The 23703-nt window shown below is 45.3% G+C and carries 15 protein-coding genes; 11 read left to right on the top strand and 4 right to left on the bottom strand.

The genetic code is table 11. The features are described 5' to 3' along the window. Nucleotides 1–38 precede the first annotated feature (38 nt). From AB6D58_RS05520 to AB6D58_RS05510, 3 genes are all read left to right on the top strand, one after another. Entirely contained in the window at nucleotides 39–1508 is a 1470-nt protein-coding gene (locus AB6D58_RS05520) for a lactate dehydrogenase (RefSeq protein ID WP_017061879.1), read from the top strand. A 186-nt stretch (nucleotides 1509–1694) separates the two neighbouring features. Continuing rightward, nucleotides 1695–3164, top strand: coding sequence for a hypothetical protein (locus tag AB6D58_RS05515; RefSeq protein WP_372156664.1), 1470 nt, complete (start codon nucleotides 1695–1697; stop codon nucleotides 3162–3164). After that, on the top strand, nucleotides 3164–4744 hold the full coding sequence (locus tag AB6D58_RS05510) for a GGDEF domain-containing protein (protein ID WP_017061877.1): 1581 nt from the start codon (nucleotides 3164–3166) through the stop codon (nucleotides 4742–4744). Before AB6D58_RS05515 ends, AB6D58_RS05510 begins: the two co-directional genes overlap by 1 nt. Before the next feature lie 47 nt (nucleotides 4745–4791). Here AB6D58_RS05510 and AB6D58_RS05505 read toward each other — a convergent pair whose 3' ends face one another. Then, a complete protein-coding gene (locus AB6D58_RS05505; RefSeq protein ID WP_372156661.1) occupies nucleotides 4792–5694 on the bottom strand; it encodes a DMT family transporter in 903 nt (300 codons plus the stop codon). A gap of 250 nt (nucleotides 5695–5944) precedes the next feature. Here AB6D58_RS05505 and AB6D58_RS05500 point away from each other — a divergent pair, with 250 nt between their 5' ends. From AB6D58_RS05500 to AB6D58_RS05475, 6 genes are all read left to right on the top strand, one after another. Next, nucleotides 5945–6340, top strand: coding sequence for a DUF3302 domain-containing protein (locus tag AB6D58_RS05500; protein WP_017064245.1), 396 nt, complete (start codon nucleotides 5945–5947; stop codon nucleotides 6338–6340). Then, nucleotides 6340–7470, top strand: coding sequence for an HlyD family secretion protein (locus AB6D58_RS05495; protein ID WP_136981742.1), 1131 nt, complete (start codon nucleotides 6340–6342; stop codon nucleotides 7468–7470). The genes AB6D58_RS05500 and AB6D58_RS05495 overlap by 1 nt, the downstream gene beginning before the upstream one ends. 302 nt (nucleotides 7471–7772) lie before the next feature. After that, nucleotides 7773–8321 carry an ECF-type riboflavin transporter substrate-binding protein gene (locus AB6D58_RS05490; protein WP_372156658.1) on the top strand — a complete coding sequence of 183 codons (549 nt, stop codon included), beginning with the start codon at nucleotides 7773–7775 and terminating at the stop codon, nucleotides 8319–8321. A gap of 6 nt (nucleotides 8322–8327) precedes the next feature. Next, nucleotides 8328–10022, top strand: a complete 1695-nt coding sequence (locus AB6D58_RS05485) for an ABC transporter ATP-binding protein (RefSeq protein ID WP_136981741.1) — start codon at nucleotides 8328–8330, stop codon at nucleotides 10020–10022. After that, nucleotides 10019–10858, top strand: coding sequence for an energy-coupling factor transporter transmembrane protein EcfT (locus AB6D58_RS05480; protein ID WP_017066577.1), 840 nt, complete (start codon nucleotides 10019–10021; stop codon nucleotides 10856–10858). Before AB6D58_RS05485 ends, AB6D58_RS05480 begins: the two co-directional genes overlap by 4 nt. Before the next feature lie 223 nt (nucleotides 10859–11081). Then, nucleotides 11082–11546 (top strand): TetR/AcrR family transcriptional regulator, encoded by a 465-nt coding sequence (locus AB6D58_RS05475; protein ID WP_136981740.1) that lies wholly within the window; start codon nucleotides 11082–11084, stop codon nucleotides 11544–11546. Between the two features lie 98 nt (nucleotides 11547–11644). On the opposite strand, the gene glgB is transcribed toward AB6D58_RS05475, so the two are convergent. The 3 genes from glgB to AB6D58_RS05460 all read right to left on the bottom strand — a co-directional run bounded on the left by glgB (nucleotide 11645) and on the right by AB6D58_RS05460 (nucleotide 18819). Then, complete coding sequence (gene glgB, locus AB6D58_RS05470) at nucleotides 11645–13825, bottom strand: 1,4-alpha-glucan branching protein GlgB (protein ID WP_017064240.1); 2181 nt, start codon at nucleotides 13823–13825, stop codon at nucleotides 11645–11647. A gap of 174 nt (nucleotides 13826–13999) precedes the next feature. After that, nucleotides 14000–16180, bottom strand: coding sequence for a 4-alpha-glucanotransferase (malQ, locus tag AB6D58_RS05465; protein ID WP_372156655.1), 2181 nt, complete (start codon nucleotides 16178–16180; stop codon nucleotides 14000–14002). 185 nt (nucleotides 16181–16365) lie between these two features. After that, complete coding sequence (locus AB6D58_RS05460) at nucleotides 16366–18819, bottom strand: glycogen/starch/alpha-glucan phosphorylase (protein WP_069597239.1); 2454 nt, start codon at nucleotides 18817–18819, stop codon at nucleotides 16366–16368. Nucleotides 18820–19386: 567 nt separating this feature from the next. Between AB6D58_RS05460 and malT the strand changes: the two genes are divergently transcribed. Further along, nucleotides 19387–22095 carry an HTH-type transcriptional regulator MalT gene (malT, locus tag AB6D58_RS05455; RefSeq protein ID WP_017061867.1) on the top strand — a complete coding sequence of 903 codons (2709 nt, stop codon included), beginning with the start codon at nucleotides 19387–19389 and terminating at the stop codon, nucleotides 22093–22095. Between the two features lie 562 nt (nucleotides 22096–22657). Beyond that, nucleotides 22658–23578, top strand: coding sequence for a DUF368 domain-containing protein (locus tag AB6D58_RS05450; RefSeq protein ID WP_017068934.1), 921 nt, complete (start codon nucleotides 22658–22660; stop codon nucleotides 23576–23578). The last annotated feature ends 125 nt before the right edge of the window (nucleotides 23579–23703 follow it).

The raw sequence follows: 23703 nt of genomic DNA, 5'->3' as shown, positions 1-23703 counted from the left end.
GCTCGCTTGGCTGCTCAAATAATCCCGAGGGGGAGATCGTGTCTAACGACAAGCTGCCAAAAGATGCGGATGGTTTGCAACTCAACTTTTGTAAAACATTGGCGTGTGACAACTTTGGCTTGAGCGATGCGAAACGGTATGTTTTGCAACACGCGAACCCTAAGCGTCCAGCGATGGTTTGTCGTGAATGTGGAGCTTTCCCCCCCTTACTTAACAATCGTGAAGTGTTAAGCGAACTTCATCGCCTAAGACAACTTCACAGCGACGGGCTCCCTGCTTGTCGTAATGATGATTGCGATAACTTCGGCTTATCGGTTCATACCCATAAACATCTTTATCATGCCTTCGGCTACAGTGGCGACAGGCAGCGTTATCGATGCAAAGACTGCCAAACAACCTTCGTTGATAAATGGTCTGGATCCAATAAAAAACTCCAATTTCAAGAGAACCTCATGGGCTTACTGTTCATGGGCTATTCCGTACGTGAAATCTGCCGAAAATTAGAGATCAACCCAAAGACTTTCTATGATCATGTTGACCATATCGCGAGCCGTTGTCGTCGTAAATTAGCGATGATCGATGCACGATGGGTTAACCATGCGAAAGATTACGAGTTCGCATCTCACTACCAGCGTCTGCAACCACAAAGTAACAACGGTGTGGTGTGGATAGCGACGGGCGAGGCGCATTCTGGCTATATACTTTGCCAACACGTTAACTACTCTCAAAATGAAGAACCATCAGGAAACGTCGACCATAACCCTTATGATGATGTGGCACGATTTGTATCCAAAGAGCACTCTTCAGAAGCAAATCTCGAACTGCCTCAGCCCTCTGACAAACTAAAAGAGCGCATTGAACAGCAGTACCAAGTGATTCTTGCGAGAGGTAACGTTGAGGACCCTATGGGTAACCTCACCACATTTAGTTACCCTTCAAAAGGCGCTCTCATTCGACCGCCTTATACCTCTTATGCTCACTTCTTACATGTGTTGGATATGTGTAACGAAGACAAGCATGTCGCCATCTATATGCCACAAGATCCATTACTAAGATCTGCCGCTTTAAGTGTATGTTTGCCGCGCATTCAGAGTCAAAATATTGACCTCATGTATGTCGAAGAAGATTCAGGCTGGCAAGACGACCAAAGTTTTGAAAAGATCGACATCGTTCACATGAGTTGGTGGCGAGATCGCTGGGCTATTGCCAATCAGGGTGATAACCAGAAAGGTATCTGCTACCTAACCGGTAACAATCCAGAACCAAAACAGTGGTTTAACACAGCCTCAATTCAACAAACTAAGTTCTATCAACAGCGCTTTCAGTTGTTATTTGATAGCTTTATTAATGAGCCCAGACGTAAGCTTCGTCCTGGGGGCATTCTTCCATTGCTCGACATATTTAGAGCTTGGCACAATCTGTGCTACCAAGATAAGCAAGGGCTCACGGCAGCACAACGCTTAGGCGTAGGGGAGCTGCCATTAACTCTAAAGCAACTACTTTCATAGCAACAAAGCCTCTAGGTAATTATTCGGGAACTCATTGATTTTAAAGCGACAACATGAGGTAACACCCATAATTAGAAAAGATCGATGTTCCTTTGACGCTCTACGAAAGATAATTGGTGCTTATCTCAAATTACACTCTTATAATGATTGTGTTATCAATATGTTCGATAATCATGGATGTAAGTCTTGGACAAAAATCAGTACCTTCTTGAAACAGAATTAGAAAAACTCAAAACTCGTGTCGACTCTGAGCCATCGGTGATCCTAGAGATTGCCCAACAGTGCCTAGTCCGATCAGAGCAAGTTCTGTTTGAAGAGGGTGCCATCCAGTCATTAATGTTAATGGCAAGATGTAGCTGGAGCCTGATGGATTACCAAAAAGGTTTAAAATACATCAAGGAAGCCTACAAGCGCCAAAGCCGATTAGATACCGACCTTTTTCTCCCTGAAATCCTCCATTTACACGCGCTCCAGTTCTGGGGACAAGCCAAGTACTATTCCGCCCAACATTTCTGGATCAATGCTTTAGAGCAGTCCGCGTTGGTTGATGAAGTCGAAATTCAAATTGAATGCCTCATTGGCCTTGGCAATATTTGGCGGATGACCCACGAATATAAACTTGCACGTTCTACCCACCAGCTTGCCGTTAAAGTTGCTAACAACAGCCGCATTGGTTGGTTAGAGGGTAAAGCCAGAATACTGCTTGCGTGGGATTACTACCTGCTCAACAACTATGTTGAAATGCTGTCGGTATTGGACGGTGCAGAAGAAGCATTAAAAGACCATAAAGATAACACTTGGCATGCAGAGGTATGGGACTTTCGAGGCCTTGCCCTACTTGGTCTTGAACGCTTAGATGACGCGGAGCGCGCCACGGCCAAAGCGCACAATCTGGCAGTTGAACACAACCTAGTTTGGATGAAGGCGCACTCATACATCAGCCGAGCTAGATTGGAGCTCCTGAGAAAAAGACCAGAACAAGCGGCGGAATTACTGAGGCTCGCAGAACAATCCGCAAACGAGTTCGATAATGGCGAGTTGCTGAGCCAAATCTGTTACCAACAATCCTTGGTGGCGGAAGAAAACCAAGACTTCCAAGCCGCGCTCGTCGCCTTTAAAAAGTACCGTCAATATTCTATCGGCATGCTCAAAGAGCAAACGACACGTGTCGGTTTGGACAAAGCACGCAGTTCAAAACGCCAACTTGAACAGAGAGCACGAAAACTGATTAATCGTATTCGCGGTCAGCACGAGTACGATCCTGAAAAGCACCTCTCTTACGTTGTCTCTGAAACCTTTTGGTGGGAAAAGTTGGTGCTGTTCAAGACAGAGCTTAAACGTTCAAACCACAGCATCATTATGTTCCATCATGTCGATACTGATTACTTAGATGTCTGTACCGAGATTGCTCATGCTTTATGTAACCAGAATGACTTCATCGCAAGGCTAAGTTCTGAACGTGTGGCCCTTATGCTTTCCGAAAAAGGCGAAGCCGCAGAGCAAACCTTCCAAACTCTCAGCACCATGCTTGATATCTATCCATGGCATAGAAAAGGACTAAAGGGTTCGAAACCGACCGTCAGCCTCAATGATATTTTGACGTTCCCGTTCACGCTTGAACAATTAGAAGAAGACGATGCTGAGGTAATAGAATAATGGAAACTCTATTAAGCAAGATCACAGACGCCGGTTTAGACCCTTCATCAGTATCAGGTGAAGAAGCGATCATCTTCTGGAACCACATTCGTCAGCACGTTTCGACAACGCAAACAGAGCAAGCGCACTGCTATATCATTAGCTCTGAATACCGTGCCGAGTTACAACAAAATCAAACCAGTATCGAAGAGTTGAGACGAGCACTCGATCTGCTCCACCTTCCTGCCGATATCGAAGATATTCTGACAGTCAAAACCAGTTTAAGTGACCGCTTAGTTGAAACTGGTGATTACACCTCAGCACTCAATGAATTCGTCAGTTCATCGACTATCGCGGTTGAACACGGTCATATCGATGAGTATGTATTAGCTATTTTAGGCATGGGCAACCTGTGTGATTCCTATGGCGATCACAACAGAGCACTTCGTTACTACCAAAAAATCAGCAGCATAGACCATGCGATAAGCAGTCGCTCACTTCGCCTCAAATTCAAGCTGCATATGGTAGCAAGCCTACTTCTACTCAATCGCATTACAGCAGCCAGCGATTTACTGAATGAGTGCGAAGAACTGAGTATTTTGGTCAGTGACAAGTTGCTCACAGCTCAAATACTGCTTTACCAAGCAAAGGTGCTGCGCGCTAAGAAAAAACACCATGAAGCGCTACGCTGTCTGTCTAAGGTTCAATACCCAGCCAACAGCACTCAAGCAAGCTGGCTTGCAACCATGACTCGTCTAGAGCTCTCACATTGCCTAAGTGCAACCGGCAAGCAAGACTACGCGAGCATGATTTTGTCGAGCACAGACAAACGCGTGAAAGCCTACTCGTCGCCAGTACTTGCAAAACGATTCTACGATTCGCTGAGTGATGTGTGTATGAATCAAGGGCGTTTTCAAGAAGCGCTAAGCTATGAGAAAAAAGGCTACCGAATTGAAACCGATCTGATGAAGCAGATCCCGATCAGTGAACTCGGTGCAAGCCAACTACGCCGCCTGTCCCGTTTTGAATTACAACTCAAACTCATTCTCTCTGAACAAGAGAACAAAGAGCTGAAAGAGACAACGGAACAACACAAGAATGCGGTGGCTCAGCTTCAACAAGACGTATTCACCGATCCATTAACAGGGTTACACAACCGTCGCTGGTTAGATGTGAAATTGAAAGACATGTTGTTGCACGATACCTCTTTCGCACTGATGGTTATTGATATTGACCACTTCAAGTCTATCAATGATGAACTGAGTCACTTAGTGGGCGATAAAGCGATTGTTAGTGTGTCTCAAGAGCTACGTTCATACTTTAAGTTTAGAGGCGCGTCATGTGTCAGATTTGGTGGAGAAGAGTTCCTCGTCATTCTAGAGAACACTGATCTTCCGAAGGCAGAAATGCACTCTGAAAATTATCGAGAGCGCATCTTCCAATTTGGATGGCATGAAATACTTGGGGAGCGTGGTTTGACCGTGAGTATTGGTATCACTTTGCATCGTGACGGAGAGAATACTCAACGCACCTTCTACCGTGCGGATAAAGCGCTATACCGAGCTAAAGCCAACGGCCGTAATCAAGTGTGTACAGAGTAGTGGCATATAGGTCTGTAGGTCTGTAGGTCTGTAGGTAAGCCTGCATCTTATTGATAAAAGAACAGAGATATTCCAGCAAGGGCAGCAAGCGTCCCGATGACGCTTTGCTTTGACACCTTCTCCCCTTTCAGCGCATAAATCACCAAAATAAAGACCGGGCTGGTCGCTATCAACGTTTGTGCAATCGCAGGGTTAGCATTCTTCAACGCCACTTGTTGAAGCCATAGAGCGAGAAACGTCCCGACAAAGATTGCTCCTAGTAACCACAGTTTATCGAGCTTGGTCATTTCCCATAAATCTCTTTTTATCGATGAATACGGCTTCTTTTCAACGAAAGGGATAATCAGCATCACAGCAAACACGCCAATCGTCAGGCGAATCAAAGCACCTAACAATGGTGGAATATCACCCGCCACTAACGCGTAATGAGAAATAACCACACCAGATGCCTGACAGACACTCGCCACAAGCCCATAACCAATGCCACCCCACTGCGCTTTGTTATTCGATTCACCGCTCGCCGATTTTGATGGCTGGAAGACAACGAAGGTCACCGCTAGTGTTGTAATCACGACACCGAGCCAACTTTGCACTGTCAATACAGCGCCCAAGAACATTAATGCCAGCACACCAGAAAGAGGCGGGGCTAAAGATTCCAGTAACAGCGTCTTATTGGCACCGATTCTTTTCAACGCCGCAAAATAGGCGCTATCTCCAATCGCAATGCCAATCACACCTGAAATTGCCAATATCAGAAAATGGTTGGTACTCAGTTCAAACTCCGGCATCGGAATAAGAGGCATCACCAGCAACATCATCCCTGACGCCACTACACCCTTAACAATGTTAAATTGCATCGCAGAGAAGCGATGTCCAAATTGCCCATAGATCCATGTCGCACATGCCCACACAATTGCAGCGCCAATGGCCGCCAATTCACCTATATACATCCGTATTTGTCCCTTGTGGTTATGCCCGTCATTCAGAATCTTAACTGTCATCATTTCAGCTTAAATACCAACCAGAAAGCCGAAATAGCCTCTTCAAACGCGATGAGATTTCATAAGATTCATCAATGCTTTTATTCGCATTAGAAGCGACAACACATTATTTTCAACTCGGTAAATCATTTTTATAACAATTACTTGGATGATAGCGTAGTATATTTATAACTAATATCTAACATTACAAGGATCTGTTATGTTTTTAGACTACTTTGCGCTCGGCTTACTTATTTTCGTAGCATTAGTAATCTTTTACGGCATCATCGTTATTCACGATATTCCCTATGAAATTGCGAAAGAACGCAATCACCCTCATCAAGATGCTATTCACGTCTCAGGCTGGGTTAGCCTATTCACCTTACATACTATTTGGCCATTTCTTTGGATTTGGGCAACATTATGGCGCAAAGATCGTGGTTGGGGCTTCGCTAAATTAGAAGAAGAACAACACGATATTCATCATCGCGTCGATATTCTCATCGATCAAGTGAGTACTCTTCAGGAAGAAATCGCACAGCTCAAGCAAGCAGGTGCTGAGCAAAGCAGTCCAGAGAAAGAGACAAACAACGTTCAAGATCAGGAGGCTAAGTAATGGATTTACTGCTGATAATGACCTATGCGGCGCTTTGTATCACCATTTTCAAGGTGTTCAATATACCGCTCAATAAATGGACCGTGCCTACCGCCGTTCTTGGTGGTGTCGTCATCATAGGTACTTTGATCCTACTGATGAACTACAACCACCCTTTCACGCAAATTGGTAATCAAGTTTACTCAACAACGCCAGTCGTTTCAGGCGTTAGGGGTAAAGTTATCGAAGTGCCAGTAGAGGCAAACAAACCTCTGAAGGAAGGGGATATTCTTTTCAAAATCGACCCAGTTCCATTCGAAGCTGAAGTTGCAAGATTAGAAGCTAAAGTAAAGGAAGCAAGCCAAGGTGCGCTTGGAATGGAATCTGAAGTGGCTGAAGCTGAGGCTGCAAAAATCAAAGCCATCGCGGAAAGAGATAAAGCTCAACGTGAGTTTTCTCGTTACAAGCGCGGTTACGACAGTGGCGCTTTTACCGAGCAGCAATTGGATACTCGCAGACAAGCTTACAAAGCATCGGAAGCGGCCGTGAAAGTTGCAGATGCAAACCTAGAACAAACAAAGATCGCCTTGGACTCTGAAATAGGTGGCGAGAATACAGCGGTTTTAAGCTTATTAGCTGAATTACGTAAAGCTCAGTTTGATTTAGAACAAACCGTGGTTCGAGCTCCCACTGACGGATACGTTACGCAACTAGCATTACGCCCAGGTGTAATGGCAGTACCACTTCCTTTAGCTCCCGTGATGACGTTTGTTCACACTGAAGCTCAGTTCTATACCGCTGCATTTAGACAGAACTCCTTACAACGCCTACAACCGGGTTACGAAGCTGAGTTCCTGTTTAGAGCATTGCCAGGAAAAATATTTAAAGGACGTATTGATGAAGTGATTCCAGCTATTGGTGAGAGCCAATTCCAAGCTAGAGGCGCGCTTCTAGGTACTGATGCGTTGCGTACTAGTGGTCGTGTGTTTGTTAAATTGAGCATCACTGATGACCTGTCTGACTACCATTTACCTATGGGTACCGCGGTTGAAGTTGCCGTTTATTCTGACAGCTTCACCCACGTTTCAATCATGCGCAAGGTCCTTATTCGCATGAAGAGTTGGCAAAACTATCTATACCTAGACCACTAAACGATCAAAGGTACATGACGAACCCGCTTAACACATTGTTAAGACGAATGAAAAAGTCAGACTCGCTCTGGCTTTTTTGTTGCTTGATTAACCATAAAGTTGTGCTTTTTACGCCACATTAGCCTACTAAAGTGGAATTTTAGACATCTAGACACTTATCTTCCCTTATGGAAGGGTTCTACTGTATAATGCGCGCCTTATTTTTTATATTTGCCCAAAAAACGTTCTCATTGAGACGCATATTAATAATGGCGAATATTTATTCTTTATTTTGCTTTATTTTTCAGAATTCGAGGTTATCTATGAACTTTTCAGCTAAAACAGTGGTCGTTATCGCCATTGGCGCGGCACTGTACGGCATTGGTGGTTTACCTATGTTTGGTGTCCCAGTGTTTGCTAACACGACATTGAAACCAGCAATGGCAGTTCTAGCACTGTTTTCTGTTTTGTTCGGCCCTATTGTTGGCTTCTTAGTTGGCTTTATCGGTCACTGGGTAACGGATCTGTTCGCAGGCTGGGGTGTGTGGTTAACTTGGGTTTTAGGCTCAGGTATCGTAGGCATGGTTATCGGCTTATTCCCGATGTTGACCAAGAACCGCCTTCAGCAAGGTGAGTTGCCTATGAAGGACTTCGCGCTGTTTGTGGTACTTGCCCTTGCCGGTAATGTGGTTGGTTACGGCTGCTCTGCATTCCTAGATACCATCCTTTATGCAGAACCGGTTACTAAAGTCTTCACTCAACTCTCTATCATTGCTGCGGGTAACACCGTTCTGATCGCTGTTGTTGGCTTACTGATCCTAAAATCAGTCGCTAAACGCAACAAACAAAGCCGTAACCTGACTGAGGCATAAGCGATAATGACTATAGCATTTTCGAACTTCTCTTTTAGATATGAGTCGCTGGATAAACCGACGCTAAAAAATATCAATCTAAGGATAGAGAAAGGAGAGAAAATCGTCATTATTGGACCAAGCGGTAGTGGTAAATCTACCCTAGGTCAATGCCTTAACGGTCTGATTCCTCATGCTATCAAAGGTGAGGTGACTGGCTCTCTAGAGATCAACGGTAAGAACATTTCTGATTTTTCTATGCACGACTATACCGAGCAGGTTGGCACAGTATTACAAGATACTGATAGCCAATTTGTCGGTTTGAGTATTGGCGAAGACATCGCATTCGCACTGGAAAATCAGTTAGTGTCGAACATTGATATGTACCCTCTGGTTAAGTCGACAGCAAAAATGGTCGACTTAGCAGATATGCTTGATCGCTCGCCACATGATTTATCCGGCGGCCAGAAACAACGCGTGTCATTAGCGGGCATCTTAGTTGATGACGTTGACATCCTGTTGTTTGATGAACCTTTGGCTAGCCTTGACCCGAAAACGGGTAAAGCGACTATCGAAATCATCGACCAACTTCATAAAGAAACCAACAAGACTATAGTCATCATCGAGCATCGCCTTGAAGATGTACTACATCGCGATATCGATCGAGTGATCTTGATGGAGCGCGGTGAAATTGTCGCGGACATGACACCCGATGAAATCTTAGCTTCTGAACTGCTTGAAACACACGGTATTCGTGAACCACTTTATTTATCTGCTCTGAAGGCAGCGAAAGCACCTTTGACCAGTGAAGATAAGCTATCAAACCTCAAAGCTCTCGATTACAAAAGATTCCGCCCTGCGGTTCAGGCTTGGTTTGCAGAGCGCCCGACTCCAGTTGCCGAGAAGCAGTACCAACCTTTGCTTGAGGTCCACGGCCTGACTTACTCTTACGATGGTGAAAAGAACGCTCTCGAAGATGTCAGCTTTAAGATTGGTAAGGGTGAGTTCGTTTCAATCTTAGGCAAAAACGGTTCAGGCAAATCTACCATCACTAAACTCATCATGGGTGTGATCGATGCCGATTCAGGCTCTTCCTATCTAAATGGTGAAGACCTATCTGAGCTTTCTATCTTTGAAAGAAGCCAGAAAGTCGGTGTCGTGATGCAGAACCCAAATCATATGATCTCTCATCATATGATTTTTGATGAAGTTGCATTCGGTCTGCGTAATCGTGGGGTTGCAGAGCAGGAAATCAAAGAGAAGGTGGAAAACGTTCTTGAGCTGTGTGGCTTGAGCAAGTTCCGCCACTGGCCAATCGAAGCGCTAAGCTACGGTCAGAAAAAACGCGTAACGATCGCTTCGATCTTAGTATTGGAGCCAGAGCTTCTGATCTTGGATGAACCAACAGCGGGTCAAGATTACCGCAACTACACCTCAATGCTGGCGTTTATCCAAAAGCTTAACCGCGAGTTAGGTATCACCGTCGTGATCATTTCACACGACATGCACCTTGTTCTAGAGTACACCACACGCTCAATTGTCATTGCTGACAGCAAGCTGATTGCCAATGCCGCGATGACGGAAGTATTCAGTCAGCCATCGCTGTTAGAACGCGCAAATCTTTGTACCACCAGCATTTATGAACTCGCGACTATGATGAAAATCGACGACACCAACGCATTCATGCAGTACTTCATCGACTACGAGAAAAGCGCTCAATGAACGCATCAAAAGTAAAATTTGGCATCAATTACATTGATACAAAATCACCGCTTCATGCACTTAACGGCATCACCAAATTTGCACTCTTCTTAGCTTGGGTAACCGTGGTATTAACTACGTTCGACCTAAGATTGATTGCACTGCTAATTGTGACTGGTTTATACCTGCTAAAGCTGACCAATGTGCCTGTACGCGTGTATAAGCCTTTGTTATTAGGAACGGCGAGTGTATTAAGCCTAAATGCTCTGTTCATGTATCTATTGGCTCCACAGCAAGGTACTGAGCTCATCGGCAGCGAAACCTTATTGCTGACATTGCCGGGTAACTACTCGTTGAGCCAAGAGACTCTGTTTTACTTGGTTACTGTGACGCTCAAATACATGAGCATGTTCCCGATAGCGTTGATTTTTGTCTTCACAACGCATCCAACTGAGTTTGCAGCGAGCCTCAACCGTATCGGTGTTCCCTACAAGATCGCCTATGCGGTCAGCTTAACACTGCGTTACTTGCCAGAAGTTAAAAAAGACTTCATCAATATCATGCATGCACAGCAAGCTCGTGGTGTAGAGCTCTCAAAGAAAGCGCCCCTAATTACTCGAATCAAAAATGTAGCTAAGGTTCTAGGCCCGCTCATTTTCTCTAGCTTGGACCGCGCAGACGAGATCTCTAACGCAATGACATTACGAGGTTTTGGTCGACACAAAGCACGCACTTGGTATAGCTATGCACCTTTGAAACGTATCGACTTTGTTTGTTTAGGTGTCATCGCTTTTATCGTGGTGTTAGCCATTGCGAAACGCATTCTAGAGCCGCAGTTATTTTGGTATCCGTTCTAGTCATCTGAATTAGCATAGATAAACAAAGACTTTAAATAACACACCGCTCAATAGGGCGGTGTTTTTGTTTATGCCAAAATCTGATTGATAATTGAACCAATGACACAATACTGACTATATTTAACGATAAATTGACCAGTTATTTACCCTTGGAGTTTGAGATTTAATTCATAAGCTCTTAATATACTCGTTTACAGAATGTTACAATCAGTAGAGATTTGTAATGGCTCGAATTACTCAAGTACAGAAACTAGAAAATCAAAAGCACTACGATGAGATCGTACTAAACCTTTTTCTGGCTGAAGGACATGAAGCACTAACTTATGCAAGGATTGCTCAAGAAATTGGCATTAGTTTGACGACGCTTCAGGGCTATTATCCATCGACCCGCGCTATCCGATCAGCGTTACACCAACACATGCTATCAATTGTTATAGAGAATCTAGAGTTCTCATCGGAAGAAGTATTCATTCAATCTTGGCAAAACGCTTTAGATAATGATCAATTTCGATTCGTGATCAAATTGATGTTTTTCCATGCCTCCCAGGTCAAGAGCCCTGAACAGTTTAACATCAGTTCAGATGGTCAATTCCGCGAGATAATGTTTAATAGCTTTGGGCTTGATACCGTTCGAATCCTTGAGACTGTCGTAGGACGCTCAATGTTCTATCTCACCAACTTCAAGTAACGCTAACCAGCTTACTGAAATAGAAAAAGGGAACCCTAGGGTTCCCTTTTTTAGACTTTCAGAAAAGTGAGCAGCGATGACCTGCTCAACTTATAGACCTAATTTAGCTTGTAAAAAACGGTCGATAACGGCGGCAAACGCAGCTCAATCGATGTGTCTAGCCCTTCGCTCTCTACAGATTCAATCTCAGCAGTCTGCTTCACTTCAAAACCGCTGCCTGCATAGTCGACAGAGTCTGTATTCAACAACAATGCGTATTCACCTTTTGCAGGAACACCTAAGCGGAAATGCTCGTGAGGCACTGGCGTAAAGTTAGACACTATCAATACTCGCTCACCAGATTCACTGATGCGCTCGTGCGCAAGAATGCTCGCTTCAGCAGAGTCCTGTAGACGCCATTCAAAGCCTTTCGGATCAAAATCAAGATCGTGCATTGCAGCTTCAGAGCGGTACAGATTGTTCAGGTCTTTCGTTAAACGCTGAACACCTTGATGACGCTCGTAATCCAGCAAAAACCATTGCAGCTGGTCGTCATGGTTCCATTCAGCCGTCTGACCAAATTCTGCACCCATGAAGTTCAGCTTCTTACCTGGTTGCGCATACATGTAACCCATATAAGCACGTAGGTTTGCCGTTTGCTGCCATTCATCACCAGGCATCTTGTTGTGGATAGAACCTTTACCGTAAACCACCTCATCGTGAGACAGAGACAATACATAATTCTCACTGTGTGCGTAAACCAGTGGGAAGGTAATCGTATCGTGGTGATATTTACGGTTGATTGGGTCTTCTTGAATGTAAGACAAGCTGTCGTGCATCCAACCCATGTTCCACTTAAAGCCAAAGCCTAAGCCGCCCATAAAAGTCGGTGCTGAAACACCAGGGAAAGCCGTTGATTCTTCAGCAATCGTCATCGCATTCGGAAAGTGTTTATACACTTCTTCGTTCATCCACTTAAGGGTTGCGATAGCGTCGTAGTTTTCGTTGCCGCCATCCGCATTCGGGATCCATTGGTCATGGCTACGCGAATAGTCGAGGTACAACATCGAAGCAACCGCATCAACACGGATGCCATCAATGTGGAATTGCTCGAACCAGTACAGTGCATTAGAAACTAAGAAACGACGAACATGCTCTTTGCCTAAATCGTAAATGTACGAGTTCCAATCTTGATGCCAACCACGACGTGGATCTGGATCATGGAATAATGGCGTACCATCGAAGTTTGCTAGGCCGTGATCATCACTTGGGAAGTGAGCAGGAACCCAGTCCAGAACAACGCCAAGACCCGCTTGGTGACATTGATCGACGAAGTATTTGAAATCATCTGGAGAGCCAAAACGGCTAGTCGGTGCAAATAGACCTACAGGCTGATAGCCCCAAGAACCGTAGAATGGATGTTCTGAAACTGGCATTAGTTCAACGTGCGTGTAGCCAAGATCCGTTAGGTATGGGATCAGCTCTGCCGCAAGCTCGCGATAATTTAAGAATTCACCTTCAGCGTTACGCTTCCAAGAACCTGCATGCAATTCATAGAACGAAAGCGCTTCTTTGCGCTTTTGCGTTACCGGGCGATTTTGCCATTGAGTATCTTGCCACTGGTAACGAGCGTGATCGTAAGTTACAGATGAGAACGATGGGTATTGCTCAGAGTAGAAACCCCATGGGTCAGCTTTGTGTGGTAAGCCTTCGCCATTTGGTCCTTTTAATTCAAACTTGTATTGAGCGCCTTCTTCCAGTTCAGGAATGAATAAGCCCCACATACCGTAATCTAGGCGTTGCATTGGGTGGCGGCGACCATCCCAAGCGTTGAAGTTACCCACCAAGCTTACCGCAGTTGCATGCGGTGCGTACACCAAGAAACGCGTACCTGAAATCGTCTGTCCATCACGCTCTAGCGTAATAAACTGAGCCCCCATGTGATGATACATATCTTTCGGTGTATGAAGATCTTCATAACTCGCGTACAGATCGTGGTACTGGTAAGGATCATCGATGATCTGTTCTACGCCAGCCCAATCAACCGCAAGCTTATAGTGAGTAAAACGTAAGTCTCTCTCTTGCTTAAGAATGAAACCACTTTCACCCTCTCGCGCTAACTCAATACGAGGTTCCTTTCCAACAATCAACTCTACTTTATCTGCCCCAGGAATCCACACACGTAATGCACCTTGCTCAGAAGGTAGGTATGGCCCTAAAAACGCGAATGGGTCTGTGAAACAAGCCTGTGATAGTTGGGTATATATTTGTTTTTGCTTTGAAATCGAACTTAGTTCCAAAACGTTTCTCCCTAACCAAACATCCAAAAAACATAATACAAAAATGCCCGCTATTAGTGCGGGCAATATAACGACGGTTTATTCTACCAGATGAGCATTCATTATTGAGTGACCGAGGTTGTAGTTTCGTACGGCGTAAGCAAAAAACCACCTAATTTCAAGTCACTCACGTCATTACTTACCGGCTTTTTCTCGAACGTCAGTCAGCTTAGAAGCGATACGATTAACGCCTTCGTGAGCAAATATTTCGTCCAAGTTCATTGATAGTTTACGACGCCAGTTAGGGTATTCATCAACCGTTCCAGGAATGTTTACTGGCTTGTCCATCTCTAGCCAATCTTCTAGCTGAACGCTCAGTAGTGTTGAACCACCAGCTGCTACGTGCAGTTGAAGTGCCTCAGCAAGGTAAGAGTCCATCGGTACTTGGCTCGCATCGCGGCCCACACCTTCTGGTAGGAAACCATGCCATGCTACTGAATCTAAGATACCTTGCTTGCACTCTAGGCGGTCATCGAACAAGGTTTCTAATTGTTCTTCATCTGGGTATAAGCCAATCTCTTGGCCCATTTTCAGGTCATCACAGTGCCAGAAGCCACGAAGCGTTGGCATATCGTGAGTACACAGTGCCGCCATCGATTGTGATGCGTAGTGTTTTGGTGAGATGAAACCACCGTCATCTTCTGATGTTTCGAAGAAGAACACTTTGTAAGAGTGCACGCCAGCATCTGCAAGGATGTCGACAATCTCATCCGGTACCGTTCCTAAATCTTCACCGATAACGCTACATTGGTAACGGTGAGATTCAAGCGCCAGAATAGACAGCATATCTTGTACTGGGTAGTAGATGTACGCGCCCTTAGTTGCGTTCTCACCCTTTGGAATCCACCACAAGCGCAGTAGACCTAAAACGTGGTCGATACGCAGTGCACCACAGTGCTTCATGTTCGCACGAAGTAGCTTGATGTAAGCGTCGTAGCTTGTTTCTTGAAGCACTTCTGGGTTTAACGGAGGTAGACCCCAGTTCTGACCCAAAGGACCAAGAATATCAGGTGGAGCACCAATGCTCGCATCCATCACTAGGTTGCCTTCGTCAGCCCAAGTCTCGCTGCCTGAATCTGCAACACCTACCGCTAAGTCACGGTACAGGCCAACAGCCATGCCCTTCTCTTCTGCAAGAGACTGTGCATCGTTGATCTGGCAATCTGCTAGCCATTGCAGGTACATGTACAGATGAACGTTTTCTAAGTTCTCTTTGATGTATTTCTGTGTCGCTGGGCTGTCGAATGTACGGTACTTCTCAGGGAATACCGGCCATCCCCACATGCCAGAATCTTCTGCATGCAGTTCACCATGTAGAGCATCAAACGCCGCTTGATGCATCAGGCTATCGCCACCCTCTTCTACGAAGGCTAAGAACGCTTGTGCACGGTCGCTGTTTTTGTCTAGATGACGAGTCTTAAATTCTGCGAATAGCAGAGGCAAGATGCTCATCTTAAGCTCAGACACTTCGGTGTAGTTTACCCAGTGTGCTTCACGCGCTTTTTGTAGACGCTGTTGGAACTCTGCGCTGCCGACTGTTTGTTGTGCTTCTGCACTTAGTGCAAATTCAGGAACTGAACTCACATCAATGTATAAGATGTTCAACCAGCGACGAGAAGATGGGCTATATGGGCTCGCACCTTCAGGGTTCGCAGGGAACAATGAGTGAATTGGGTTTAGACCAACGAAGTCACCACCACGAGAAGCGATATCCGCAACAAGCTGTTTTAGGTCTCCGAAATCACCAATACCCCAGTTATGCTGAGTTCTTAGGGTATAAAGTTGAACACTGGGTCCCCAAAGCTTTTTGCCTTGCTCGATTGGTGACTGCTTGAAACACGCTTTTGGCGTAATAATCAGTGTCATCTCGTAAGGCTTCTTACGGCGCTTACGGCTCACAATGAGCTTGTGATAACCCCATGCCAAATCACTTGGCAATGCAAACACTAAAGGGCCACCCTCGGCACGCTCGTCACGAATGACTTGAGATTGAAGATAGCCTTCAAGTACCTCTCCTTGCTCGGTTTCTAAGCGCCAGCTGAACTCACTTTCACGAGCACTTACACCTAGATTAAGCGCCACTTCTACTGGCTCACCGTCACGCAAGACAAGAACTGGGTCTAGTACATCTTTTTTGTGTTTTCTTTCTGCTGACTTAAGCAGTGCATCATCGCTGCTTGTATCGTAGCCCAACGAAGCCAATAGAGACGTGATCGTCTCGTCTGATACTTGTGCTTCATCGCCCCACGCACTAACGTAACTGTCGGCAATGTTTGCCATTTCTGCGACTTGTTTTAATACGGTCTGTTCTTTCATCGCTCTCTCCGAAAACGTTCTGACGCTTTCTATTTTGTAGGGTTGTTAATTTAATTTTTACTAATCAATTAGCTTGTGACAATCGGTTTGTAAGCAGCTTGTTTATAAACGAAACCTTTAAGCCTTTCGTTTGCTCACAAGCTAATTGAGCCAAGGCAGAAACTGCCTTGGCTACTTTGGAAGTATTAACGGTTAACCGCTTCAAGTTTCCAGATGTTGTTCACGTAGTCGCGGATAGAGCGGTCTGATGTGAACTTACCAACCAATGCTGTGTTAAGAATTGCTTTCTTAGCCCAACCTGCTTGGTCTTTGTATTGCGTGCCCATGTCTTCGTGCGCTTTCACGTAAGATGCGAAGTCAGCAAGACATAGGTAAGGGTCACCACCGTCTAGCAGGCTATCAAACGTTGCACGTAGAAGGCCTGGTTGACCTGGAGTGAACTCATCGCCAGTCAGTAGGTCTAGAGATGCTTTCAGTAGTGGGTCTGCATTGTAGTAGTCGTATGGGTTGTAGCCTTGAGCTTTCAGAGCTTGAACACCATCAACGTCTAGGCCGAAGATGTAGATGTTTTCATCACCCACTTCTTCACGAATCTCAACGTTTGCACCATCCATCGTACCGATAGTTAGCGCGCCGTTTAGAGCCATCTTCATGTTGCCCGTACCAGATGCTTCTTTACCCGCTAGTGAGATTTGCTGAGAAACGTCTGCTGCAGGGATGATGATTTCAGCCATGCTTACACGGTAGTCAGGAATGAATACCACTTTCAGTTTGTTACCGATGCGAGGGTCGTTGTTGATCTTCTCTGCAATCTTGTTAACCGCGAAGATGATCTCTTTCGCTAGGTGGTAACCCGGTGCTGCTTTCGCTGCGAAGAAACATACGCGTGGCTCACACTCGAAACCAGGTTCGTTAAGAATACGGTGGTACAGAGATAGAATGTGTAGCAAATCTAGGTGCTGACGCTTGTATTCGTGAAGACGTTTGATTTGAACGTCAAAGATAGCGTTAGTATCTAGCTCGATACCCATGTTCTCTTGAACCCAATCAGCTAGGCGCTGTTTGTTTTCTTTCTTAACAGCCATGAATTCTTTTTGGAATTTCGCGTCTGTTGCAAACTTAGCGATGCCTTCTAGCTGCTCAAGTTTTGCTGGCCATTCAGTGCCGATCTTACCCGTGATTAGCGTAGATAGACCTGGGTTACAGAACTTCAACCAACGACGTGGCGTGATGCCGTTCGTTACGTTAGTCAGTTTACCTGGGAAGATTTCGTTGAACTCAGGGAACAAGTCTTTCTTAACCAGTTGTGAGTGAAGCGCAGCTACACCGTTTACTTTGTAAGAACCAATCACACATAGGTTTGCCATGCGAACCATGCGGTGGAAACCTTCTTGGATGATAGAAAGCTTCGCTTGCTTCTCACCATCACCAGGCCACATCTTGCGAACTTCTTGCATGAAGCGGTGGTTGATTTCAAAAATGATTTCCATGTGACGTGGAAGAAGACGGTTGATCAGTGATTCAGACCAAGTCTCTAGTGCTTCAGGAAGTAGTGTGTGGTTCGTGTATGCGAACGTATGAGCACTGATTTCCCATGCTTGGTCCCAAGATAGACCTTTCTCGTCAATCAAGATGCGCATTAGCTCAGGAATCGCAATCGTTGGGTGCGTATCGTTAAGCTGAATCGTTTCTTGCTTAGGCAGATCTTCTAGAGAGAAACCTGCTGCTTCGTGACGACGTAGAATATCGCGAACAGACGCTGCTGAGTGGAAGTACTGCTGCATTAGGCGCAGAGTCTTGCCTTTCTCGTGGTTGTCGTTCGGATAAAGTACTTTAGTGATGTTACCTGCATCGATTAGCGAGTGTTGCGCTTCGAAGTAGTCACCGTTGTTAAAGCTTGCTAGTGAGAATGGTGCAATTGCCTGACATTCCCAAAGACGCAATGGGTAAACCGTGTTTGACTCGTAACCTACGATAGGTAGATCCCAAGGCATTGCTTTCACTTCCATACCTGGAACCCAAGTACGTACTTCTTTACCGTCGATGAATTCAACTTCTACATGACCGTAAAAACCAATGTGTTGTGCTAGTTCTGGACGAGCCACTTCCCATGGGTAACCTTCAACACCGCGCCATGCGTCAGGTGCTTCTTGTTGGCGACCGTCTTGGAAAGACTGCTTGAATAAACCGTATTCGTAGTGAAGACCGTAGCCTACTGTTGGGTATTCTTGAGCGGCACAAGAATCCATGAAACAAGCAGCTAGACGACCAAGACCACCATTACCTAGTGATGGGTCGCGCTCTTCTTCTAGAAGATCAGTTAGGTTTTGACCTAGCTCTTCCATTGCATGAGTGATCTGTTCATACAGACCCATGCTGATCAGGTTATTACCGGTTAAACGACCAATCAAAAACTCTAATGAAAGGTAGTTAACGCTCTTCGCGTTCTTAATTTTTTCGTCATTTTCAGTTTCTAACAGATCAAATGTTGTGAGTTCTGCTAGCGCACGCCCCATTGCTAGGTACCATGCGCGGCTATCTGCGTTTTCAATCGTTGTTGCGTAGGTTGCAGATAAATGTTTCTTAACACTCTCTTGGAATGACACTTTATCGAAAGTTTTTTGCTGAGTTGGTTTCATTTCAGAAATCTCGCTTTTAATAGTTCTAATTCATCTGTGACATATCGTGCATGGTCACCATAAACTAAACATCCTCCCGCTAATGCAACTGACTAGGAGTAGATGGGAGGGCGTAGGGGGCGTACCGACTTAGGGTTAGTGATCTGACTCTCATGTTCTGACTGCGAACAAAAACTTGGAGTGACTAAGATCACAAGCTCCCGTTCGATAACTTAACTTCAATTGATGTGACTTTTATTTAACCCATTTAAAGTCATTGCCAAATCTGAGTTTCAGATCACGAAAATAATTTCCAACTCTCATCTTTTGCATTGATTCCCGTGTAGGGATGAACGAAGTCACATTCACAAACCAACCCGCAACGTGAGCAAAGTCTCAAATAAAGGGCGTAGACACCCAAAAACATGCAGGAGTGCAAGGTTTCTGAGGAGGATCGTAGTCGGTAACGTTTGGCTTCACGTAATATGAGTAAAGACTTAAGTAATTAGGCTCATGTCATTGGAGTGCACTCAACGATAGATTGGGATATTCCAGAACATAGCCACGGAATAGGTGTAAAACTTCGATATGTGGATCCCTTCGAAACTGACTCGTCCCGGCCGCTTACATAATGCAATCCTACGACCTAGGGTTCTCGATCTGCTTCACAATGCAGATTGCTATAAGCTTGTGTTGTTCCGCTCTCCAGCGGGCTACGGCAAAACCACCATGGCTGCACAATGGTTGGTAGATAAACCTAATGTGGGTTGGTACAGCATTGATGATAGCGACAATGATGCCTTCCGCTTTATCAACTACCTACTTCAATCACTTAATAAAGCGACTCAAAATGCCTGTCCGAATGCCCAAAAACTGGCAGAAAAGCGACAGTTTTCATCGCTGCATTCTTTATTAAGTGAAGTATTTGCCGAGATGTCGGAATTCCATCACGAGTGCTTTCTGGTGTTGGATGACTATCACTTGGTCAACAATGACGACATCCACGAAGCCATGCGCTTCTTCCTCAAACACATGCCCGATAACCTAACGTTGGTTGTCACCAGTCGTGGTACGCCACCACTTGGTACAGCAAACCTGCGCGTTCGTGACTTAATGATCGAATTAGGTAATGACTCGTTGGCGTTTGATACCGAAGAAACCACACGCTTTTTCAACCAACGCGTAGCCGACGGCATTGATGACACCACGGCAGATAGCATTTGTAGTTATGTAGAAGGTTGGCCTTCTGCACTGCAACTTATCGCGCTACAAGCACAACACCAAAAACGCACTCTTGCACAGTCCGCGGAGTCGTTCTCTCACTTTAACCACGCCCATCTTTGGGACTACTTGGTTGAAGAAGTATTCGACCTGCTAGACAAAGAAACCCGACAGTTCTTGATGCAGTGTTCAGTGCTTGATCACTTCAACGACGAGCTTGTTTGCGCACTAACACAACGTGAAGACGCGCTCGGTATGATCGAATCACTTAACCGATTTGGTTTGTTCATCTACCCTCTTGAGGGCGAGAAAAACTGGTACCGCTTCCATAATCTATTTGGTGAGTTCCTCGCCCACGAGCGCCAAGCTCGAATTCCTCAGCAAGAAGCTGAACTGCATCGAAGTGCTGCAAAAGCGTGGATCAAGCAAAACACACCACACCAAGCACTACGTCACGCACAGCGCGCTGAAGATCCAGAACTGATCATTCAAATCCTGACTGAGCACGGTTGGCCGATGTTCAACCAAGGTGAGCTTTCGTCATTAGAAATGGCGATCAAACAGCTAACCACAGATCAACTATACAGTGAGCCAAAGCTTTCGATGTTGCGCGCTTGGCTTGCACAAAGTCAGCACCGTTATGACCAAGTGGGTACTTTGTTGGAAGAGGCTGAGACTCAATATCAAGCGCGAAACATTGAACTCGATACTCAGCAGCAAGGCCAATACAACGCCTTACGCGCACAAGTTGCCATCAACAGCAATGAGCCTGAGAAAGCATTGGAATTGGCTGAGCTTTCGTTGAGTCAGTTGAACACCACCGTTTATCGTAGCCGCATTGTCGCAACCTCGGTTGTGGGCGAAGTGAATCACGTAATGGGTAACCTAAGCCGTGCGCTACCGATGATGCAACAAACAGAAAAACTGGCACGTCAGTATCAGGTTTACCATCAGGCCCTGTGGGCGATTCTGCAACAAAGCGAAATCTTGATTGCTCAAGGTTATGTTCAAGCTGCATTTGAGCTACAAGACAGTGCATTCAAATTGATTGAAGAACATCAGCTGCAATACGTACCTCTGCACGAATTCTTGCTGCGTGTTCGCGCTCAGATCTTCTGGTGTTGGAACCGACTAGATGAAGCGGAAGAGTGTTGCTACAAAGGCTTAGATATCCTTGGTCACCACTCTCCGAGTAAACACCTGCACAGCTATTCTATGTTGGCTCGTATTTCATTGAGCCGTGGTGAGATTGATAAAGCGTCGAAATTTATCGACCAGATTCAGCACCTATTGCGTCAATCGACTTACCACGTAGATTGGACGGCAAATGCTTCTCTTTCTTTGATTCTGTTCTGGCAAGTAAAAGGCGATAAAGAAGCTATCCGTGATTGGCTGAGTGTGGCTGTTCGACCTGAATCGGCAAGTAACCACTTCTGCCAACTTCAGTGGCGAAACATCGTTCGTGCTCACATCATCCTTGAGCAGTATGAAGACGCAGAAGAAGCGCTGACCTTCCTTAAGAGTGAAGCCCAGCGTTCGCACCTGATTACAGACACCAACCGCAACTTGATCGTTGAAGCCGTGTTACGTACACAAATTAACGATGAAGACAGCGCACGAATACTACTCGAAGAAGCGCTTCATATGACTAACCAAACCGGTATGGTCGGTAACTTCTTGGTAGACGGTGGGACTATCGGGCATATCTTGGATAAGTTGAGCAACAAGCCAGGCTTAGGTGATTTAGAACGTCACCGCGCACAACAAATCATGAAAGATATTTCCGCGACCCAACGCAGCCGCTCAGTTCACTTTGATGAAGACTTTGTTGAAAACTTGGTTAATCACCCAAACATTCCTGAACTTGTACGTACCAGCCCACTCACCCAGCGTGAATGGCAGGTACTGGGCTTGATCTACTCTGGCTTCAGTAACGAGCAAATCGCTCAAGAACTGGATGTAGCAGGCACCACGATCAAAACTCACATTCGAAATCTTTATCAGAAGCTCAACATCGCTAACCGTAAAGAAGCGATAAGCACAGCAGAGAATTTGTTGCAGTTAATGGGTTACTAAACGGATTCGAAATTCGAGAAAACATAAGCTGGTCACCGACGGTGGCTGGCTTTTTTTCATCTGAAGTTTAGAGCCTAAAAGTGTAGGAACGGGAAATGAAAAAAGACAATCACCAAATGACAAGCAAAAAAATAGCCAACCGCAATAATCGCGATTGGCTCTATATATTTGTGAACAAATCATAAGTTCACTAACAACGTCAGTTGGCTAGGTGACCCTCGGCTTAAGAAGGGTCAATGTATATAATGCAGTTAGCGTGCCAACTTTTATTCGACGTTTTATAAGCCCTGCACCGCATAAAAACCATGAATTTGTCATGCGAATTGCAAAGTGCATTTGCATAATGCAACCAAGATGCAATATCGATAAGGGATCAGTTTCATCTCTGCTCTTAATGACAAATCACTAAGTGGTTGTTATCTAAATGTTAGGCAAATATTCACTTCAACTTATTGCCTTACAATTAATAGAGTAATAAAAGCCCTTCCCCAAAAGCATATTCATACTTTTTTTACACTAAAGTTTGTATACTGCACAAAATCATCCTCAACTCTATGAAGCAATGAACTACTTAAGTACTTTTTTCAAAGGCATGGCAATGGGCGCAGCAGACGTTGTACCTGGCGTGTCGGGCGGAACCATCGCATTCATCACTGGTATCTACGATACGCTGCTAGAAAGCATTCGCAGAATTAACCCTAGCGTACTTGGCTTATGGAAACTCGAAGGCTTCAAAGCCGCGTTTAATCACATCAATGGTTTCTTCCTAATTTCACTGTTCGCGGGCGTATTCACGAGCATTGCGACATTCGCAAAATTGATTTCTTGGTTATTAGTCACCCACCCTGTTCCACTGTGGTCTTTCTTCTTCGGCCTGATCTTGGTGTCGGTTTTCCATATTCTTAAGCAAGTAGAGAAACGCGATATGATTCGCTTCGTGTTTTTGCTGCTTGGCGTTGCTTTCGCTTATAGCATTACCGTGCTTAAGCCGCTGCAAATGGAGCCAACCAGCATCAACGTATTGATTGCGGGTGCGATTGCTATCTGCGCGATGATTTTACCCGGTATTTCAGGCAGCTTTATTCTGCTCCTGATTGGCATGTATGGCCCCGTGCTTGGCGCCGTTAAATCATTTCAAGTCGATGTACTTGCGCTATTCCTTGCGGGCTGTGTGATCGGACTGCTGACTTTCTCACATGTACTGTCTTGGCTATTGCGTTCATTCCGCGACTTCACATTGGTATTCTTAACCGGTTTGATGATCGGTACGCTGCCTAAGATCTGGCCTTGGAAAGAGACCATCAGCTGGCGCACAAACTCAAAAGGTGAACAAGTTCCTCTGATTCAAGAAAACCTATCACCGTTTGATTTTGAAGCGGTAACCTCTCAGCCTTCTCAGTTGGTCATGGCGATTGTGATGATGTTTGCTGCGATTGCATTGGTTTTAGGCCTGGAGAAGTTCGCAGAGCGTAACGCTGACTAATCATTCAACGTATTTCTGGAAAATGTTCAGAATGGATAGAACTTAGAAATACTAAGCTCACATATCTATTAATCGAGTAGGAGGAGGCCTCACGGCCTCCGTCCTCTCACACCACCGTACAAGCG

The sequence above is a fragment of the Vibrio sp. 10N.239.312.D08 genome (genome assembly GCF_041466145.1).
Classification (GTDB): domain Bacteria; phylum Pseudomonadota; class Gammaproteobacteria; order Enterobacterales; family Vibrionaceae; genus Vibrio; species Vibrio crassostreae_C.
This window is presented reverse-complemented; position numbering and strand designations above follow the sequence as displayed.

Bases quoted from the DNA above. Each gene is read 5' to 3' on its own strand.
- AB6D58_RS05510 (WP_017061877.1), top strand. From the start codon at position 3,164: ATGGAAACTCTATTAAGCAAGATCACAGACGCCGGTTTAGACCCTTCA.
- AB6D58_RS05505 (WP_372156661.1), bottom strand. From the start codon at position 5,694: ATGTATATAGGTGAATTGGCGGCCATTGGCGCTGCAATTGTGTGGGCA.
- AB6D58_RS05500 (WP_017064245.1), top strand. From the start codon at position 5,945: ATGTTTTTAGACTACTTTGCGCTCGGCTTACTTATTTTCGTAGCATTA.
- AB6D58_RS05495 (WP_136981742.1), top strand. From the start codon at position 6,340: ATGGATTTACTGCTGATAATGACCTATGCGGCGCTTTGTATCACCATT.
- AB6D58_RS05490 (WP_372156658.1), top strand. From the start codon at position 7,773: ATGAACTTTTCAGCTAAAACAGTGGTCGTTATCGCCATTGGCGCGGCA.
- AB6D58_RS05485 (WP_136981741.1), top strand. From the start codon at position 8,328: ATGACTATAGCATTTTCGAACTTCTCTTTTAGATATGAGTCGCTGGAT.
- AB6D58_RS05480 (WP_017066577.1), top strand. From the start codon at position 10,019: ATGAACGCATCAAAAGTAAAATTTGGCATCAATTACATTGATACAAAA.
- AB6D58_RS05475 (WP_136981740.1), top strand. From the start codon at position 11,082: ATGGCTCGAATTACTCAAGTACAGAAACTAGAAAATCAAAAGCACTAC.
- malQ (WP_372156655.1), bottom strand. From the start codon at position 16,180: ATGAAAGAACAGACCGTATTAAAACAAGTCGCAGAAATGGCAAACATT.
- AB6D58_RS05460 (WP_069597239.1), bottom strand. From the start codon at position 18,819: ATGAAACCAACTCAGCAAAAAACTTTCGATAAAGTGTCATTCCAAGAG.
- malT (WP_017061867.1), top strand. From the start codon at position 19,387: ATGTGGATCCCTTCGAAACTGACTCGTCCCGGCCGCTTACATAATGCA.
- AB6D58_RS05450 (WP_017068934.1), top strand. From the start codon at position 22,658: ATGAACTACTTAAGTACTTTTTTCAAAGGCATGGCAATGGGCGCAGCA.